15 protein-coding genes and 1 other RNA gene are annotated in these 17,496 nt (G+C 57.5%); 10 read left to right on the top strand and 6 right to left on the bottom strand.

Features of this window, described 5'->3' with window-relative positions; all coding sequences use genetic code 11:
• Positions 1 to 9: 9 nt before the first annotated feature.
• From B2590_RS12940 to B2590_RS12965, 6 genes are all read right to left on the bottom strand, one after another.
• Positions 10 to 2,706, bottom strand: a complete 2,697-nt coding sequence (locus B2590_RS12940) for a tetratricopeptide repeat protein (protein WP_286810683.1) — start codon at positions 2,704 to 2,706, stop codon at positions 10 to 12.
• 52 nt (positions 2,707 to 2,758) lie between these two features.
• A complete protein-coding gene (prsR, locus tag B2590_RS12945; protein WP_036205429.1) occupies positions 2,759 to 4,132 on the bottom strand; it encodes a PEP-CTERM-box response regulator transcription factor in 1,374 nt (457 codons plus the stop codon).
• Between the two features lie 121 nt (positions 4,133 to 4,253).
• Entirely contained in the window at positions 4,254 to 6,386 is a 2,133-nt protein-coding gene (gene prsK, locus B2590_RS12950; protein ID WP_036205430.1) for an XrtA/PEP-CTERM system histidine kinase PrsK, read from the bottom strand.
• A 61-nt stretch (positions 6,387 to 6,447) separates the two neighbouring features.
• The gene (locus B2590_RS12955) at positions 6,448 to 7,395 is read right to left on the bottom strand and encodes an SDR family oxidoreductase (protein ID WP_036205431.1); all 948 of its coding nucleotides are present in this window, start codon (positions 7,393 to 7,395) and stop codon (positions 6,448 to 6,450) included.
• Positions 7,395 to 8,210: a lysophospholipid acyltransferase family protein gene (locus B2590_RS12960; protein WP_286810685.1), complete on the bottom strand. Its 816-nt coding sequence runs from the start codon at positions 8,208 to 8,210 to the stop codon at positions 7,395 to 7,397. The genes B2590_RS12955 and B2590_RS12960 overlap by 1 nt, the downstream gene beginning before the upstream one ends.
• 7 nt (positions 8,211 to 8,217) lie before the next feature.
• Positions 8,218 to 9,111: a D-hexose-6-phosphate mutarotase gene (locus B2590_RS12965; protein ID WP_286810686.1), complete on the bottom strand. Its 894-nt coding sequence runs from the start codon at positions 9,109 to 9,111 to the stop codon at positions 8,218 to 8,220.
• Between the two features lie 154 nt (positions 9,112 to 9,265).
• Here B2590_RS12965 and B2590_RS12970 point away from each other — a divergent pair, with 154 nt between their 5' ends.
• From B2590_RS12970 to B2590_RS13015, 10 genes are all read left to right on the top strand, one after another.
• Complete coding sequence (locus B2590_RS12970) at positions 9,266 to 9,958, top strand: 2OG-Fe(II) oxygenase (RefSeq protein WP_036205439.1); 693 nt, start codon at positions 9,266 to 9,268, stop codon at positions 9,956 to 9,958.
• Between the two features lie 70 nt (positions 9,959 to 10,028).
• An RNA gene (ffs, locus tag B2590_RS12975) (signal recognition particle sRNA small type) lies at positions 10,029 to 10,125 on the top strand.
• Between the two features lie 122 nt (positions 10,126 to 10,247).
• Positions 10,248 to 12,188, top strand: a complete 1,941-nt coding sequence (dnaX, locus tag B2590_RS12980) for a DNA polymerase III subunit gamma/tau (protein ID WP_286847956.1) — start codon at positions 10,248 to 10,250, stop codon at positions 12,186 to 12,188.
• A 59-nt stretch (positions 12,189 to 12,247) separates the two neighbouring features.
• Positions 12,248 to 12,571, top strand: a complete 324-nt coding sequence (locus B2590_RS12985) for a YbaB/EbfC family nucleoid-associated protein (RefSeq protein ID WP_174447635.1) — start codon at positions 12,248 to 12,250, stop codon at positions 12,569 to 12,571.
• A gap of 13 nt (positions 12,572 to 12,584) precedes the next feature.
• The gene (gene recR / locus B2590_RS12990; RefSeq protein ID WP_036205441.1) at positions 12,585 to 13,187 is read left to right on the top strand and encodes a recombination mediator RecR; all 603 of its coding nucleotides are present in this window, start codon (positions 12,585 to 12,587) and stop codon (positions 13,185 to 13,187) included.
• Between the two features lie 19 nt (positions 13,188 to 13,206).
• Positions 13,207 to 14,355, top strand: coding sequence for a ribonuclease D (locus B2590_RS12995; RefSeq protein WP_286810688.1), 1,149 nt, complete (start codon positions 13,207 to 13,209; stop codon positions 14,353 to 14,355).
• On the top strand, positions 14,352 to 14,645 hold the full coding sequence (locus B2590_RS13000; protein ID WP_036205443.1) for a YcgL domain-containing protein: 294 nt from the start codon (positions 14,352 to 14,354) through the stop codon (positions 14,643 to 14,645). The genes B2590_RS12995 and B2590_RS13000 overlap by 4 nt, the downstream gene beginning before the upstream one ends.
• Positions 14,642 to 15,088 (top strand): YcgN family cysteine cluster protein, encoded by a 447-nt coding sequence (locus B2590_RS13005; protein ID WP_036205444.1) that lies wholly within the window; start codon positions 14,642 to 14,644, stop codon positions 15,086 to 15,088. The genes B2590_RS13000 and B2590_RS13005 overlap by 4 nt, the downstream gene beginning before the upstream one ends.
• Positions 15,088 to 15,432 carry a hypothetical protein gene (locus B2590_RS13010; protein ID WP_036205445.1) on the top strand — a complete coding sequence of 115 codons (345 nt, stop codon included), beginning with the start codon at positions 15,088 to 15,090 and terminating at the stop codon, positions 15,430 to 15,432. The genes B2590_RS13005 and B2590_RS13010 overlap by 1 nt, the downstream gene beginning before the upstream one ends.
• 38 nt (positions 15,433 to 15,470) lie before the next feature.
• Entirely contained in the window at positions 15,471 to 17,453 is a 1,983-nt protein-coding gene (locus tag B2590_RS13015) for a VWA domain-containing protein (protein WP_091641145.1), read from the top strand.
• The last annotated feature ends 43 nt before the right edge of the window (positions 17,454 to 17,496 follow it).

Raw genomic sequence — 17,496 nt, forward strand, 5'->3', positions numbered from 1 at the left:
AAGTTCCTTTTATCCCTGGCCACCAAATTTTTCCAGCACTTTCCTTGCTGCAGAATTTTTGCCTACGCTTCGATACGCCTCTGCCAGATGCAGTGCGATTTCTTCCGACTCCGGTTGTAGTTCATGGGCCTTTTCGAGAATGGGTACACTGGCTTCGTGATTACCGGCCTTGAGCATGATCCATCCGTAGGTGTCCGCGACTGCCGCGTTGCCAGGGCTAAGCTCGTAGGCTTGCTTCGCCAGATCGATTGCCCGCTTGTCCCCATTTTCGTGATAGATCCAGGCCAGGTTATTTAGCACCACAACGTTGCCGGGTGCGCTTTCAAGCAGGGTCTCATAATTCGACTTGGCGCTTTCATGCTGTCCCTCGGATTGCTGCAGCAGCGCCAGCGTAAGAAGCAGCTGGTTACTGCCGGGATACGTTTTGCGGGCGGACTCAAGGAAAGAGAGTGCTTCCTGTGCCTTGCCGGATCGTTGCAGGTTTGTCGCGTATCCATTTGCGAGCTCGGCGCTGGGGCGCTTGTCGAGGGCGAGTTGGTAGAGTTCAGCCGCTTGCTGATACTCTTTTTGCCGTTCGAAGTAAGCGGCTTCCGTCACGTAGGGCGCAGAGGATTCCGGGTGTTGCTGCTTGGTTTCCTGAATAATTCTCCGCGCTTCGTCTTCCTCGCCTTCGTTGAAGGCTTGCTGAGCGGCTTGAAGAGCGATGTCCTGGTTGTCCGGGAACAGTGCGCGAGCCCGGTCAAGGAGAGCGGCCGCCCGGGCTGTTTCTCCCGAGCTCTGGAATGCGGTTGCTGCGCTGCTATAGATGCCTGCAACGAAGGGCGTTGCGGGTGATGGGGTCGATTGCTCGTTTCGCTCCAGCAGGGAGGCGGTTAAATCGTCCGCTTCCTGCTGATTGTTATCCAAGAGGGCAACCTCAAGCAGAATCAGGCGAGGGCCGGTCGCTTCCGGATTCTCTTTGAGAATCTCCCGCATGAAACCTGTGGTTTCTTCGCGATCCAGAACGGTCGCCAGCCCCTGAAGCGCCTGGCGGCTATCCGGGGCTAGCCTGACTGCTGCCCGGAACTGCTTCTGCGCTTCCGCTTGATCGTCTTGAGTCAGCGCCAGTCTACCAAGAGCGATCAGCGGTGCTGATGATTCGGGCGCTGTTTCCCTGGCCTTGTTGAAGTCTGTTTTAGCCGCGTCCACATTGCCTGCGGTGGCTGCGAGGCTTCCCCTGGTCATCAGGGCATTGATACTGTCAGGAGCTTCTTTAATCCACTGAGAGGCGGATTTTACAGCCTCGTCCATGTTGCCAGAGCGAGCCTGAGCTTCAACGATGACGCTGCGTGCCTGCTCCAACTCAGGGGCGCTTTCAAGAACCCGGGTTGCCTCGGCGATCGCCCGGTCATGTTCACCCCGCTGGTTGAGGTAGGTCGCATACCGTAGCCTCAGCTGGTGGTTGTCGGGGTTGCTTGCCAGGGCCTTGTCCATAAGCGTTTCGCCCGTTTTCAGGTCGCCGCTGGCAAGCGTGGCAATGGCCACCATGGCAAGCGTTTCCGGATCGGAGTCTTTGTCCTCCAGATTGGAGAGTATGGCCTGGGCGCCTTCTGGATTTCGCATTTGCAGCCGTGCGGCGGCCAGTAATTTGCTGGCGGTTTCTGAATTTCCCGCTTCTGCGATGGGTGCCAGCAGCTTTTCAGCATCCTCTACCCGGCCTTGCCTGAACCGGACAAGGCCGAGCATCAACGATGTCTGTTCATGGTTGGGAGCTTGCGCCAGGACTTCCTCCAGATAACGCGCGGCCTCATCGAGGTCACCCTGTTCCACTGCCGCCTGGGCGGCCATCAGGTTGCTCTTGATCGTACCGGGGGCGGACTTGGCCAGTATTTCTTCGTATACGAAAGCTTCTGACTGCTTCCCCTGGGCTCTAAGGACGCGAATAAGGGACGAAATCGTGGCGTATTTGCGCTGGGTCATTACATCGTACTGACCGATGTCTTCGAGGGCCCGGATATAGGCATCTTCCGCTTTTTGCCACTCTTCCTGAGAAGCGGCGAGCTCGGCCTTCCAGAGCCATAATTCACCATTCGCCTCATCGACCTCTTCCGCCTCGGTGACCAGTTTTCGGGCCTTCGATACGTCGCCGCCGGCGAACGCCGTTTTCGAAAGTCCTATCACCGATTCAACTTCTCCGGAGTCTATTTCCCGTGCTCTGTTGAACGCAGTGCGGGCTTTTTCAAGTTCATTGGATGCCAGGTAAATCTGGCCTTCCAGCAGTGCCGCCTGGGTTTCCACCGGTCGGTCCGGGGAGGTGATGTCATCGAGAGCCGCCAGGGCGTCTTCAAAATCTTCCTGAAGCAGATTGGCTTCTGCGAGGATCAGGCTGGCGCGGTTCTGAACCTTTGCATCGATCTGCTCTGCAGGGAGGCGCTCCAGGATCTGGTTAAGGTGCCGTTCGGCATTGGCCGCATCGCCTGCCTTGAGGAGATTGTTGACGATCAGGAAATACGGTTCGATCTTTTCCGGTTGAAGCTCGATCGCGCTCCTGGCTTCCAATGTGCTCGCCTTGAGTTCACCCTGACGCTGGAAAAAACGTGACTGGTCGATATGACTCAGGTACTGGATGTCGTCCTGGCTCATCTCATTGCTGTCGCCACAACCGGCGAGAGCGAATGAGATTGCGACTGAGAGGAGGGTGGCACGTACTGCTGAAACTGGCTTCATGGCCCTGGTCCTTTTCCTTATCGGGTCTTGTTCTGGATTCCTTGCCTGCTATTCAGGCGCCTGACGATTCGGGGGATGTTTCAATCCGATATTTATCAGTCAGGTTATACAGCGTTGGTCGGGTTACGCCGAGCAGACGTGAGGCCTGCGCCATATTAAAGCTACAGGATTGCAGTGCCTGCACAATGGCGGCACGTTCCGCATTTTCCCTGACCTGCCTGAGATTCAGTTGGCTTTCGGGGCCTTCAAGGTCGCAGTTTAGCTCAAGGTCGGCGGCGGTAACACGTTTGCCGTCGGCCATGATTGTGGCCCTTTTCACCTTGTTGATCATTTCACGCACGTTGCCGGGCCATGGGTGTGTCTTGATGGCCTTGATGGCGTCTTCGGTAAAGGCCAGGTTGGGCCGATCCATTTGTTTGCCCAATGACTGCAACAGCGACTGCGCAACAACGAGGGCGTCGCCTTCGCGCTCACGAAGTGCGGGAACGTCGAGAGTAATTTCACTGATCCGGTAATAAAGGTCCTCGCGGAAAGTCTCCTGATCGATCAACTGCTGTACGTCCCGGTGAGTTGCGCACACCACGCGGACATCGACAGGAACCGGGTTGACCGAGCCCACCCGATCGACCACGCGCTCCTGGAGAAAGCGGAGCAGCTTGGCCTGGAGGGGCATGGGCATGTCGCCAATCTCGTCCAGGAATAGGGTGCCGCCATTGGCGCTTTCGATTTTGCCTTTCTTGCTCTGGGTGGCGCCGGTGAACGAGCCCTTCTCAAAGCCAAAGAGTTCGCTTTCAAGGAGGTTCTCAGGAATAGCGGCACAGTTAATGGCCGCAAAAGGTTTATCGAAGCGGTGGCTCAAATCATGAAGCGCCCTTGCCAGCAGCTCCTTGCCCGTGCCGGTTTCACCGGTAATCAGGGTAGTGACGTCGGTGGGGGCCACTTTTTCGAGGGTGCGACAGATGCCAAGCATCTGTGGGCTGGCCGCGACGATACCTTTGATGTTGGTGCCATTACGCTGACGGGCCAGCTCCCGGTTGTCACGTTCCAGTTCGGCCAATCGCAAGGCACGGTTCACCACGAAGGTCAGAATGTCCGCGTCCAGCGGCTTCTGGTAGAAGTCACTGGCCCCCATGCCGATGGCCTTGACGGCGTTCTCCTTGTCTTCCCGTCCGGTGACCACAATGATCTTGGTCATGGGCGACAACCGAAGAATTTCTTCAAGCAGTAGAAAGCCTTCTTTTGCACCACCTGGATCCGGAGGCAGACCCAGATCCAGAGTAATGACATCGGGTTCGCTTCGACGCAGTGCGGTCAGGGCTGACTCCCGGTCAGCCGCAACGCTTACTTCCAGATCTTCGCTGAAACACCAGCGCATCTGGCTTTGTAAACCCGGATCATCTTCTACGATTAGCAGTCGTCTACTCACAACGGTTACAAATCCCTTTTTGTAATGGTGACGGTCTTGCGATCAATCCTCTAAACCCTGATTCTTAACCGAAGATTGACACTTTGCAATGATAGTGTTCGTTGTATTTCGGTTTCGCCAATTATTTGGCATTCTGCTGCGGCAGTGGGTCGCCGGTAATCAGTCGCTCGGGTTCTTCCGGGGCCTGTTCCGGTTTGAACCGGGCAAGCGGGAACCGGATTGAGAAACAGGAGCCCAGGTCCGGTTCGCTGGTTACATCTATATTACCCCCAACATTGCGCACATACTCCCTGGCCTGATAGGCACCAATGCCCATGCCCGTCAGCCCCTTGGTACTTTCGAACGGTTTGAATAACTGGGTCTGGATAAAGTCCTCGGTCATGCCGGAACCGGTGTCCTGGATGAACAGCACAACGTTGCCCTTGGCGGTTTTCAGGGTGAGAGTGATTTCGCCATCGGGTGGGGTGGCATCCTGCGCATTCTGAATCAGGTGGCCGAGAATACTGTAGAGTTGCTCCCGATCGGCATTGATGAAAATGTTTCCGGGATTATCGGCAACCCTCGGTGCAGGTTGGCGGCGGGAGTAGTGCTCCGCCAACTGGCTGACAACCTCAGTCAGGTCGATCACTTCGGTCACCAGGGTTTCGTCCGCTGGCTTGCGGATGTGATCCACCAGGTTCGACATCTTGCGCACGGCATGGTCAGTGGTGTGAATCATATCGTCGATAAAGGCCGGGTTGTTCCGGTGCCTGGGGGCGTTTTTCACCAGCAACGATAGTTGAGCAATCAGTGTTTTCAGGTCATGCACCATGAAGGCAGACGCTTTGCTTACGGCCTCAAACTGCATGGCCCTGGAAAGCCGGTTCTGGGCGTCAGTTTGTGCAAGCAGGTTACAGGTCTGTCGGGCGACAACCTTGATCAGGTCAAAGTTCTCCCAGTTGAGTTCAACGCGCGCGTAAGGGTTGCCGACCATGGCAATACCGTATAAGTCGTTGCTGAGGTATAGGGGAATGACCAGCCAACCATCCGGTGTATGTGATATCGGGTCGGGGATCTCCAGCAGGTTGTAGCTGACCGGATCGCCACGATATTCATGAAGGTCGATAATCCACTCCCGTTCCCCAAAGAAGCGGACAAGTTCGGAGTTGGCGTCGATGGTCGTGTACTTGGGCGTGACCATGTTGACTGCGTTCTTGAGGATGAAGTCGCCTCTTTCCTCTCGTATCCAGAGTGCGCCGGCGTTGCTTTCAACCAGGCTCGAAAGAATGCGGATGACCCGTTCCGGAAGTGGCGGGCTGTCGCTGAGGTCGGCCATTTCCCGGGTCATTTTCAGCCATTCGTCGCGGTAGTCGTATTTGTAATCGAAAAAGTTCTGGCTGATAAACACCATTAGCCGGGAACGCACACGGCGCGAGACCAGCAGGGTGACGAGGAATACCAGTGCGATGCTGAAGAAGAGTACCTGCAGGGCGTCGCCCCATTCGCCTCCCAGGGTTTTGACGTAGTAGCCACCCAGTGACAGGAACAACAGGTAACCACCGGCGAGTATCAGGGCTCCGGCGTGGAAGACGGCTGAACGGGAGAGCTGGAAATCCACTGGCTGTTTGCGGGTGTTAATCACGTTGACAGCAAACAAGGGCACCAGTGCAGCGTTGACCAGGCCACGGGCGTTCCAGAACGACTCCGAGACCTGGCCAAAGAGCAGGGTGTCGGCATACATGAAGAAATCAAAGGCAAACAGGCTGCCAACGGCAATACAGACATACTTCATGCTGGACCGACCGAATGACACGGAGTTTCGCCAGATCTGCTCAATCAGCGATAAGCCGAGTAAGGATAGGGCTATCTGGCCAACCACTTTGGTTTTACCGTCCAGAATGCTGAGCCCGAAGAAATATTCCAGGACACCGCTGCCGAGTAGGAGAGCAACCAGGATCAGGGTGGCTGCCGCCAGCACTTTTCGTAGGCGACCGACAAGATTGGCAGACCGGAATGAATCGCGAAGTAGGGCGAAGAGGACGGTAATCCACGCGGCATCACGCAGAAGTTCCAGCAGGTAGCGAATAAAAAAGCTTGGTTCGCCCCAAAGGCTTTGGGTAACAAGTGAGCCGGCCCACAGCGTGGTGACCACGGCGGCGAGGAGCAAAGAACGATCAATGTCCCGGCGCAGGTATCGTGTGGCAATCAGCAGCGATAGCAACCCAAAGGCAATGGCTGCCGTGGAATGACTGATCAGGCTGAAATTATTCAACATGTTTCGCTTCCTGCGCTATGCGCCACTTTCCATAACGGCACCGATTTCGATCCTGTGCCGTTCACACCGGCTTCTTGTTCTCCCGGTAGAACCGGAATATCTCTTTTAGCGGGCGCCTGGGAGTGAAACCGAATTCCCTGGCGAACGCCCTGCCGTCGATGACTACAGGATACTTGAAAAAGTGCATCAGGTACGAAGGAAAACTTCGCAGGTTGAGTGTGCGCAGTATCATCCTGGGCAGTATGGGGGGAATGGATGGTACTGGTATGCGGCCGCAGCCGCAGAGCTTCAACGCATGCTGGTAGGCCACCCAGTCCTGCGGCGCGACATTGAAAATTCCCCGCTGGGGTTTGTTGTAAGCCAGCACGATGGCATCCGCCATGTCATCGATATGGATAAACTGCATCATCGGTGAAAAACCGGCCAGAACAGGTGCCCGTTCCATGCCCAGCAAGGTGCTGATGGAGTTGCGCACGCCTGGGCCGACAATGTTGCAGGGCCGCAGAATGGTGATATTCAGGTCCGGGTAGCGCCACAGGTAGATGTTGGCCAGGTTCTCCAGTTCCACGGAATCAATCAGGTCCGCGCTCAGCCCCGCACTTTTCAGCGGAGCTTCCTCGTCTATCAGCGCCGGGTTGTAGGCCACCGCGCCATAGACGTGGAAGGTCGACAGGACCACCACCCTTTTGATGTTGTACTTGTGGCTCAAGTCCAGCAGTTTCTGGGTACCGAGAACGTTGGCGTTGTACCGGCGCATTCGGGTGAGCTGGCTCGACATGATGCGGCCGAGATGAATGACGCCATCAAACCGGTAACGCCGGAAAAGGTCTTCGAAGGAGCGTTTGTTGAAGTCGATGCAGTAGCTGGGGATATCGTCGCCCAGATAGACCTGTTCTCGAAAATCCACGGCAACGAGGTTGCAGGTATCCCGCAGGCGGCTGATTACCTGTTGAGCCAGGGCGCCGGCTGCACCTGTTACAAGAATCTGGGGTCTGCTTTTTTCAACCATCAGAACAGCCTTTTCCTTTCGCTCAGTCCGGTATCGATCAATTCACTGATCGCTGCCTTCACCTGTTCAACCCGCTCTGTCACCTGTTCTTCGGGAATTTCCAGGTCGTCAAACACCATTGGATCGCCAAAGTTCAGGTGGACTTTGGCCGGCAAGACAAACGGCATGGCCACCGGAGCGTAGGGAATGCCGAGCCACCGAGCCAGTGGTTTGATGTTGGCGATGGCGGGAATGGTTTCCTCACACCCGACCACGCCCACTGGCACAATGGGTGCCTTGTACTTCATGGCCAGGTGCATGAAGCCGTTACCGAACCGCTTGAGCTGGTAGCGATCCTGATACAGCTTGCCAGACCCGCGAATGCCTTCGGGGAATACGATGACGGCCTCGCCGTTGGCCAGCATCTTGGCGCAATTGGTGGGATCGCCCAAAACCGCGCCAAATTCGTTCAGCAAATTGCCAAGGTAGGGGACCGTCGGAAAAAAGCGTTCGATCATCGCCCGGGGAATGCGGGGGTTATGCTCGCGGGAGGCGAGGGCGTAAGCAATCAACAGGCCATCAATCGGCAGTTGCCCACTGTGATTCGGGACGATCAGCACCGGTCCCTCTGACGGGATTTTGTCAACGCCGGTGGCTTCGACCCGAAAATATTTTTCATAGATCTGGCGGGTAAGGGAGAAGCCGTACTTCATCACTTCGTTGTTGTAGCCCCAGGGATCGTATCCCAGAGAACCTATCGGCTTGCGGATGCGGTTGATGTGGTTCTCCAGCTCCGCCGGGATCAACCGTGACTTCAGAATCGATGTTAGACCCATGTGGTTTCTACTCTTTTCCTATCATAACGCCAAGGGTATGACTCTGGCCTGTATTCAGCACCCGGTAATCGCCGAGGGCATTGGCACTTTCAACGCACAGCATGGACTCCCAGGCAACGTCGGGGAAATCCGACAATCGTGCCGCTTTCTCCGGCCCCGGATTCCAGACAACCGTGGAGTCGCTGCCGATGGCGGTGATGCGCCGGTTCCCTGATGGGGTTTCAACGATCAGCGAATTGCCGCTTTCATAGATGCGGTCGGTTTCACCCTCGAAGCTCACTGGCCCTTGCTGTGTGTGGTAGCTCCAGTCTTTCAGGGAGTCCACGTATCCGCAGTTTTCGAGGCCTCTGACCAGCGTTTTGGAAATGTCCGGGGTCGGAAGATAGGTGTGAAGTGCCTGGGTAAACGCCAGCGGTTCCGAACCCGGATTGGTGGTGGTCAACGCCAGTTGGCAGCCGTCAGCCGAGAAGTGGAAGGTCATCAGTAACCGGGCGCGGCCGTCCCAGGCATCAGAAAAGTCACTGTTTGCATCAAGTGACAGGCTGATTTCCACGTCGTGCGCGGTTTCCCTGACATCCTCCAGCTTCCACACTGCTGTGCGGGCGAAACCGTGGGAGCTGGTGGTCAGCAGCCTGCGGCGAACTTCCGGGGGATTTTTCTCGGGCGCCCCAAACCAGGGCCAGCATATCGGGATGCCACCACGGATGGCCACGCCGGGTTCAAAGCGCGCGGTGTCGCTTATCCACAGCCAGTGTGGTTCGTCACGGGCGGCAAAGTGAGTAAGGTGAGCGCCCTGCAGGAAAAGGCGGGCGTGGAACAAGGGGTGGTGTACCTCCATGGCTTCCAGTTGCCCGATGGTTGTCCATCGGGTGAACGACCAGTGCCCGGGTTTTAGTGTCACGTAGTGCCTCGTTACAGCTTTCTGGGTGGTCAATGGATTGTCGGTCTGAGGTGCCGCAAGCGTTACGGCATGTCCCTATACTCAGGGTAAATTAAAACTGTGCTTACGGCGAGAAACCATCATAAAATCGGCCGTCCCCGTCGGAGTTTGATGAATGATTGACCAGATTGCTGCCTCAGTTCCCGAGTCTTGCCAGGCCGGAGTCGACCTATCGACGCCGGGAGGCGATCAGTGGCTGGATGACTTGGCGGATGGTCTAACGGAGCACGGCTGGATGAGCCAGGATGTGTCTGTGCTGTTAACTCCATCCCTTTTGAAGGGGCTTCGTAGTGAAGTTCGGATATTGGACCGGACCGAGGCACTGCGTAAGGCGGGTGTGGGGCGTGGTCAGGACTTGCTCCAGGACAGATCCGTAAGGCGAGACAAGATTGCGTGGCTGCAGGGCGTGACGCCGGTTCAGGCGGCGTTGTTCGAGTTCTTCGAGTCGGTCAGGCTGGGGTTGAATGAGCGGTTGTTCCTGGGGTTGAAACGGTTTGAGGCACACTACGCCACCTATCACAACGGTGATTTCTACCGTCGCCATGTGGATAGCTTCCAGGGCAGGGCGTCGCGGGTTGTCAGCCTGGTTTTGTACCTTAATGAGGGTTGGCAGGAGGCCGACGGCGGCGCGTTGCAGATTTTCAATCGTGAAAACGAGAACGAGGTATGTGGCGTCGTATTGCCACTGGCAGGGCGGATGGCGCTGTTTATGAGCGAAGAAATTCCCCATGAGGTGTTGCCGGCCCACCGTACCCGTTACAGCGTCGCCTGCTGGTTCCGATGCGATGAAGTGCCGCTGCCATTGTAGTGCCGGAACCCTTTTGCTAATATGCGCGCCGCTTTGAGGGATTTCGCCCCAAAGCCCGTTATGGTGGCTCCATTGGTGCCTCCGCAACGATAAACCGTGAACCCGGTCAGGCCCGGAAGGGAGCAGCCGAAGCGGTGGACTTGTGTGCCGGAGTGTCGCTGATGGAGTCACCCCCAGATTTTTCCTTTTAACGCCCCCGATTATCCCTCTCTGATTGCTTCTTGTTGGCTTCTTCTAACATCCTGACCGTGCTATGGTTAAACCCATTTTTAACGGCAGTTGGCAGAACATGAGCTACCAGGTACTTGCCCGTAAGTGGCGCCCCCGGACATTCGAAGATATGGTCGGCCAGGAGCATGTGCTCCAGGCACTGATCCACGCCCTGGACAACCAGCGGCTGCACCACGCCTATCTGTTTACCGGTACCCGGGGCGTAGGCAAAACAACCATTGGCCGATTGCTGGCCCGATGCCTGAACTGCGAAACCGGCGTTACCGCCACGCCGTGTGGAACCTGCTCCAGTTGCCAGGAAATCCAGGAAGGGCGGTTTGTTGATTTGATCGAAATCGACGCAGCCTCCCGTACTGGCGTGGATGATATGCGGGAACTCACCGATAACGTCCAGTACTCGCCAACCCGTGGCCGCTTCAAGGTGTACCTCATTGACGAGGTACATATGTTGACCAACCAGTCCTTTAACGCTTTCCTCAAGACCCTTGAAGAACCCCCGGAACACGTCAAATTCCTGCTGGCGACCACGGATCCCCAGAAGCTGCCGGTGACCGTGTTGTCCCGTTGCCTGCAGTTCAACCTCAAGCGGATGACGCCCGAACACATTGCCGGGCACCTGCGCCACGTGCTGACCCAGGAAGGCATTCCTTTCGAAGAACCGGCCCTGTGGCTATTGGCACGTGCCGCGGATGGCAGTATGCGGGACGCCCTGAGCCTGACAGACCAGGCCATTGCCTTCGGCAATCAGACGCTCAGCGGCAGTGATGTCAGCAACATGCTGGGCACGATTGATCAAAGCGATATCGAGAACCTGGTGAATGCGCTGGTGGAAGACGACGGGCCCGCGCTGCTGTCCGAGATCAATCGTATTTCCGATTTTGCGCCGGATTACAGCGTGATCCTGGCGGACCTGTTGTCGCTGTTCCATCGGGTGACGATGGAACAGGTGGTGCCGGGCAGTGTCGATAATGCCCTTGGGGATGCCGCGCAGGTGGAATCCCTGGCGCGCCGGCTGAGCGCGGAAGACGCGCAACTCTTCTATCAGGCCGCGCTGATGGGCCGTAAGGACCTGGCGGTCACTCCCGATGCCCGCATGGGGTTTGAGATGACGTTGCTGCGAATGCTGGCCTTCCGGCCTGGCACTGACCGCCGTGAACCACCGGTGGTGGCCTCCGGGACGTCATCATCAGGGCAGGAGTCCCGGGAAGACCCTGAGCCTGGCCCGGCAGCGTCGGAGACAATAACAGCGGCTGTTGAGCCTGAACAAGCGCCTCAACAGCCAGATTCAGAACAGCGGGCAGAGCCAGAACAACGAACCGAACCGACGCCCCAGCCGGAGCCTCAACCGGAAGCCCAGGAGCCCGTACTGGAATCCCAACCCGCTCCCGCGCCAGAGGAGCCTGACGCTGCCTGGCTGGCGAGCCTGGATGAAGCGGCTGAATCTGCAGCGGCCGAAGCGGCCAGCACGGAGGATTATGAGCCCGAGCCCGTAGCGCCTGAGCCGGAATACGTCGAAGCGCCTCAGGCCGATGTGCCCCAGGTAGAATCAGCAGCGTCGACCGAATCGACTGAGCCGGCCGAACCGATCGAAGAACCTGCGGATACCGGCGAATTTGTCTGGGAACGTGATTTTCGCAGCCTGGGCATTGTGGGCATGCCGGGTAACCTCGCCAGTAATGCGGCTATGACTCGCAACGGCGATGAAATCGTGCTGACCATCGATGAAGGTCACGCACGGTTGTTGAACGCCCGCCATGAAGAAAAAATTATCGAGGCGTTGAGGAATCGGTTTGGCGCCACCATAACCCTGCGTGTGGAGCAGGGCGATGCTGAGGGCAAAACGCCGGCTGCCTGGGAAGAGCGCCAGCGGCAGGCGCGCCAGAAGGCAGCGGAAGACTCAATTCGCAGTGATCCCGCAGTGCAGTCGATTGTTGAACGATTCGAGGCTCGGGTCGTCGAAAACAGTATCCGGCCGCCGAATCAGGCAAAGTCCGGCTAAGGTCTGCGGTTGGAGCCACGTGGTGGCAACTCTCTAAGGCAATTCTGTAGAAGGTGAGCGTGATGAACAATATGGGCGACCTGATGAAAAAGGCCCAGCAGATGCAGGAAGAAATGAAGAAGGCCCAGGAAGAGGCCGCCAAGGCCGAGATTACCGGCGAAGCCGGCGCGGGCCTGGTCAAGGTGACTATGAACGGTCGTCATGACGTGCGGAAAGTGGATATCGATCCGTCCCTGCTGAGCGAAGACAAGGAGATTCTGGAAGACCTGCTGGCGGCTGCTATCAACGACGCCGTGCGCCGTGTTGAGGAAAACCAGAAAGACAAAATGTCCGGCATGATGTCCGGTATGGGTATGCCTCCGGGCTTCAAGATGCCGTTCTGATCGAGGATAGCTGATGGCTTTTAGTCCGTTGGTAGACGAACTGGTGGAGTCTCTCCGCTGTCTGCCTGGCGTCGGTCAGAAAACGGCCCAGCGTATGGCCTTCCACCTGCTGGAGCGCGGCCGCTCTGGAGGCTCGCGGCTTTCTGACGCACTGGATCGTGCCATGACCGGTGTGCGCCGCTGTGAGAGCTGCCAGAACTTCGCCGATACGCCTACCTGCAATATCTGCGAAAACCCTGAACGACGGAATGGTACGCTCTGCGTGGTGGAAAGCCCCTCCGACCTTCTTGCCATTGAGCAGGCGGGCGATTATCGCGGCAGCTACTTCGTGTTGATGGGGCATCTGTCGCCCATCGACGGCGTGGGCCCCGAGGAAATCGGTATTGAGCGGCTGCTGCAACGCATCCACGGAGAAGGGGTGACGGAGCTGATCCTTGCGACCAATCCAACTGTGGAAGGTGAGGCGACTGCCCACTACATTGCCGACAGGCTGGATGGCCGCAATATCCTGATTACCCGTCTTGCCCATGGTATCCCGGTGGGGGGCGAACTGGGTTATGTTGACGGATTTACCCTGACCCATGCCTTCCGTGGCCGAAAACCTCTGACTGATTAAACCTGACCGGGATTATTATATGGATTCCAACACCCCGGCCGCTTCCGTTCCTGCGGCTCCCGACACGGTTACCTGGATTCGGGAGCCGGACGACCTGGACCGCTGGCTTGCCGAAGGGCAAGGCGAACCGCTTGCACTGGATACCGAGTTCGAACGGGTCAACACCTTCTTCCCGATTCCTGGTCTGGTCCAGTTGGGGATGGGGCAGCGGTTCTGCCTGGTAGACCCGTCGGTCGCAGAGGCGTCAGAGGGCTTTCGCAACGCGCTCACCGACCCGGACACCCCCAAATTGCTATACGCCATGAGTGAGGATCTGGAACTGTTCCGGCACTGGTTGCAGCTGGAACCGGAGGGCATTCTCGACCTGCAGATCGGCGCCGCGCTGGGCGGTGCCGGCTTTTCCGTCGGTTATGCCCGGCTGGTGGAAACTCTCTTCGGTGAATCACTGGATAAATCGGCGACGCGCTCGGATTGGGTTTCTCGCCCGCTTTCCGCGGCTCAGGAACGCTACGCTCTGGATGACGTTCGCTTCCTTGTTCCCTTGTATCACTGGGTGATTACTCGGTTGCAGAAACGGGGCCTTGAAGCGGCATTGGCTGACGAATCCACTCGATTTTCAAAGGAACTGGCAGCCCAGGATAATCCCGACAGCCATTACCTGAAACTGCGCGGCGGCTGGACATTGAGCCGCCAACAGCAGGGGGTGCTGAAAACCCTGGTGTGTTGGCGGGAACATGAGTCGCGCCTCCGGGATCGGCCCCGCAACCGTGTTGTGGCCGATGCGCTGCTGATTGCCATCGCCCAGAGACTGCCACAGTCAGTACGGGAGCTATCGAATACCCAGGGCTTGCCTCCGGCCGTGGTCAGGCGCTACGGGGATACGATTATTAATATGGTTGCGGAGGCATCGACCGCGGATAATTCCGGCATCGACGTTATTGCCGCTCCGCTGAGCCGCCAGGACCAGATGTTCTATAAACAGCTCAAACGCCTGATGGTGAAGGCGGCGGAGGAACGGGATGTGCCGGTGGAACTGCTGGCGCCTCGCAAGCGTCTTGAGGCTGTTGTACAACAGCGAAACCTGGCTGCCGGGCTGTTTGACGAGGGCTGGCGCCGTGACCTCCTGGCACCGGTGCAGGAACAGATTGAGGAATTACTGAAATCATGACCGAAAAGACCTTTGTGTCGGTGTTTCGCAGCAGTAAGAAGCCGGACACGTATATCTACGTTCGACGGGGCCAGGCCTGGGATGAACTGCCGGATAGCCTGCGGGGCATATTCGGCCAGCCAATACACGCCATGGACCTGATCATGACACCGGAACGGAAGCTTGCCCGAACGTCTGGCAAGCAGGTTCTGGAGGCTATTGCCGACAAGGATTTCTTCCTGCAGATGCCTGAGGAATCCAGCGGCTACGTTGTAGACTTTCGCCGTAAACCGGAGCCCGGCCGGGAATGATTGCAGAGATTCCGTTCTGGCAACGCAAACGTCTCCATGAGATGACCGCCAAGGAATGGGAGTCCCTGTGTGACGGCTGCGGAAAATGTTGTCTGGCCAAGCTGGAAGACGAAGACACCGGCGATGTCTACTACACTGAGCTGGTATGCCGTTACATGGAGCAGGACACCTGTCAGTGCAGCGTGTACTCCGAGCGTTTGCAGAAAGTGCCTGCATGCACGGTGCTGACACCGGATACGCTGAGCGACTACCATTGGCTGCCGTATACCTGTGCCTACCGCACACTGGCGGAAGGGCGTGCGCTTGCAGACTGGCACCCGCTACGGTCGGGTGACCCCGATACGGTTCATGAAGCGGGTGTATCGGTGCGTAATCGCGTGATCTCGGAAGCCGATGTACCGGAAGACGATTGGGAAGAACACATAATTCACTGGATCCTTTGATGATAGACGCAGAAACAAACCTTGCTTACGGAATATTCTGGGCCCTGTACGCCGTCGCCTTCGTGGTGTTCTTCTACACCATATCCCGCCTGTTTCGGGTAATTCCGGTTTATGCCATCCGCACGCTGTTGCAGGCCGCGTTGATTGTCCTCCTGTTGACCCCGGTCGAGTCCGGTGAGGTAGCTGGCTGGTGGATGCCGGCCTGGTTGCACGGCGGCTACGAAACCATTCTGGGTGATGCCGCCAACGCGGGCCGGGCCTTTGTGAACATGGGCATAGCATCCCTGGTTATGGTGTTGGTGTGGGTTCTTGACCTCGTCAGATACCGGCTGGTTAAACGCTGAGACTTTCCTTGATCACCACCTCGCATGGAGCTGCCCTGATGCGACTTCTAAGCCGCCTGTTTGCTGTCATCCTCATCCTGCCAATTACGGCGCTTGCACAGCAGGCGCCAACCCTGCAGTTACCCGACAGTGCCGATGTCCGAATTATTGTCGACATCTCCGGCTCCATGAAAACCAACGATCCGGACAACCTGCGCCGCCCGGCTGTGCGCCTGTTGGCGCGTATGCTGCCTCGGCAAGCCAATGCCGGAGTCTGGACCTTTGGTCAGTACGTCAACATGCTGGTGCCCCATGGCAAAGTCGCTGATGACTGGCGGGGGCTGGCTGTCGAACGCTCAGATGAGATCAATTCGGTCGCCCTTCGGACCAATCTGGGGGAGGCGATTCAGGTTGCCAGTGATGATTACCTGTTGGGCTCGGAGAGCCTCGACAATACGGACTTCATTCTACTCACCGATGGCAAAGTGGATATCTCCGACAACGAGAGCGCCAATGATCGCGAGCGTGAGCGGATTCTGGGGGCATTGCTGGACGATTTGAGCAGCCGTGGTGCCACCCTTCATACCGTCGCATTGTCCGAGGAGGCAGATCTTTCTCTTTTGAAGAGCCTTGCGGAACGCACCGGGGGCCGCTATGCCCTGGCATCGTCCGCTGATGCACTGACTCTGGCTTTTCTTGAAGCGCTGAACACCGCTGTACCGCAGCAGCAGATTCCCATTGAGGATAATGGCTTTCAGGTGGATGGTGGCGTAGAGGAATTTACCGCGCTGATTTTTCGCGCTGGTGACGAGTCTGCCGCCAACCGAACGCTTGAACTGGTCAGTCCCGGCGGCACCAAGGCAGGGCCGGACTCAGCCACCGAGGGAATGCGTTGGGTGCGCGAAACGGAATACGACCTGATTACCGTCACCGATCCTGAGGCGGGCGACTGGACGATCAACGGCGAGTTGGGTGAGGGCAGTCGGGTCACTGTCGTCAGCGATCTGCGGATGGTGGTGAGCCCGGTCCCGCCAACATTCACGGAAAACGAACCAGTATCCCTTCAGGTGGCCTTCTTTGAGGAAGACCGAAAAATTGAAAACCGGGACTTCCTGGGGGTTATCGATGTCAGTGTGTCATTAACCTCAGAGGACGGGCGCAGCGGTAACAAGGTGTTGTCTCCGGATGAGCCGCCGCAGGACGGCGTCTATACGGACACCATCACACGACTGCCTGATGCCGGTGAATACCAACTCAGCGTTGTTGCGGACGGTCAAACGTTCTCCCGACGCTTCAGTACCGTTACCCGATATATTCAGCCCGAGGGCGAACAAGCCCCAATTGAGGCAGTCGTTTCTGACGAGCCCTCGCAGGAAGCGCCAGTGATGGAGGATGAGTTGCCAGAGGCCTCACCCGCTCCCGAAATTGAATCGCCTGTGTCCAGTTCCGGGCCGATCGATATCAGCCAGGTTGAAGAGCCAGAACCGAAGCCGCTTGAGGAGCAGCCTGTCGATAAGGAAGAGGCGGAACCGGAAACGCCGGCCACCGTTGAGGAGGCGGCGAGCGGCATTCCGTTCTGGGTATGGGCCGCTGCCGGCACCTTGGGTGTGGTGGCTGTCGCCGGGGTGGCATTCCTGTTCGTCAAGCGCAGAAAATCCGCGCAGGATCAGGGCAACAACGAGGAGCCGCCCCTGGTCGCAGAGGAAACGCCGGAGGAAGAGGCTACCGCCGCACCCGAACCTGAACAGGCGCCTGAAGACGTACCCGCAGAGATACCTGAACCAGAACCGGTGCCGGAACCAGAACCCGAACCGGAAGAATTGCCGGAACCTGAAGAAGTGCCGGAACTCCAGCAAGACGAAGCGTTGCCCGAGGACGATATCCCCGTTGCTGATGCGGAAGTGGAGGACGGTGAAGACGAATTCGGGCTGGAGGACTTTGATCTCTCCGAGTTCGACGATTTGCCAGCCACTGATGAGGATAGTGAGCCCACCGACGACGAGTCTGAAAACGACGATAAGGATGGCGGAAAGGATCGGTAGTTGGCGGTTAATCGAACAGGGCTCTTATCAGAACGGCTTCGGT

Origin of the sequence: Marinobacter sp. UBA3604, from assembly GCF_002375325.1 — a bacterium.
Taxonomy (GTDB): domain Bacteria; phylum Pseudomonadota; class Gammaproteobacteria; order Pseudomonadales; family Oleiphilaceae; genus Marinobacter; species Marinobacter salarius.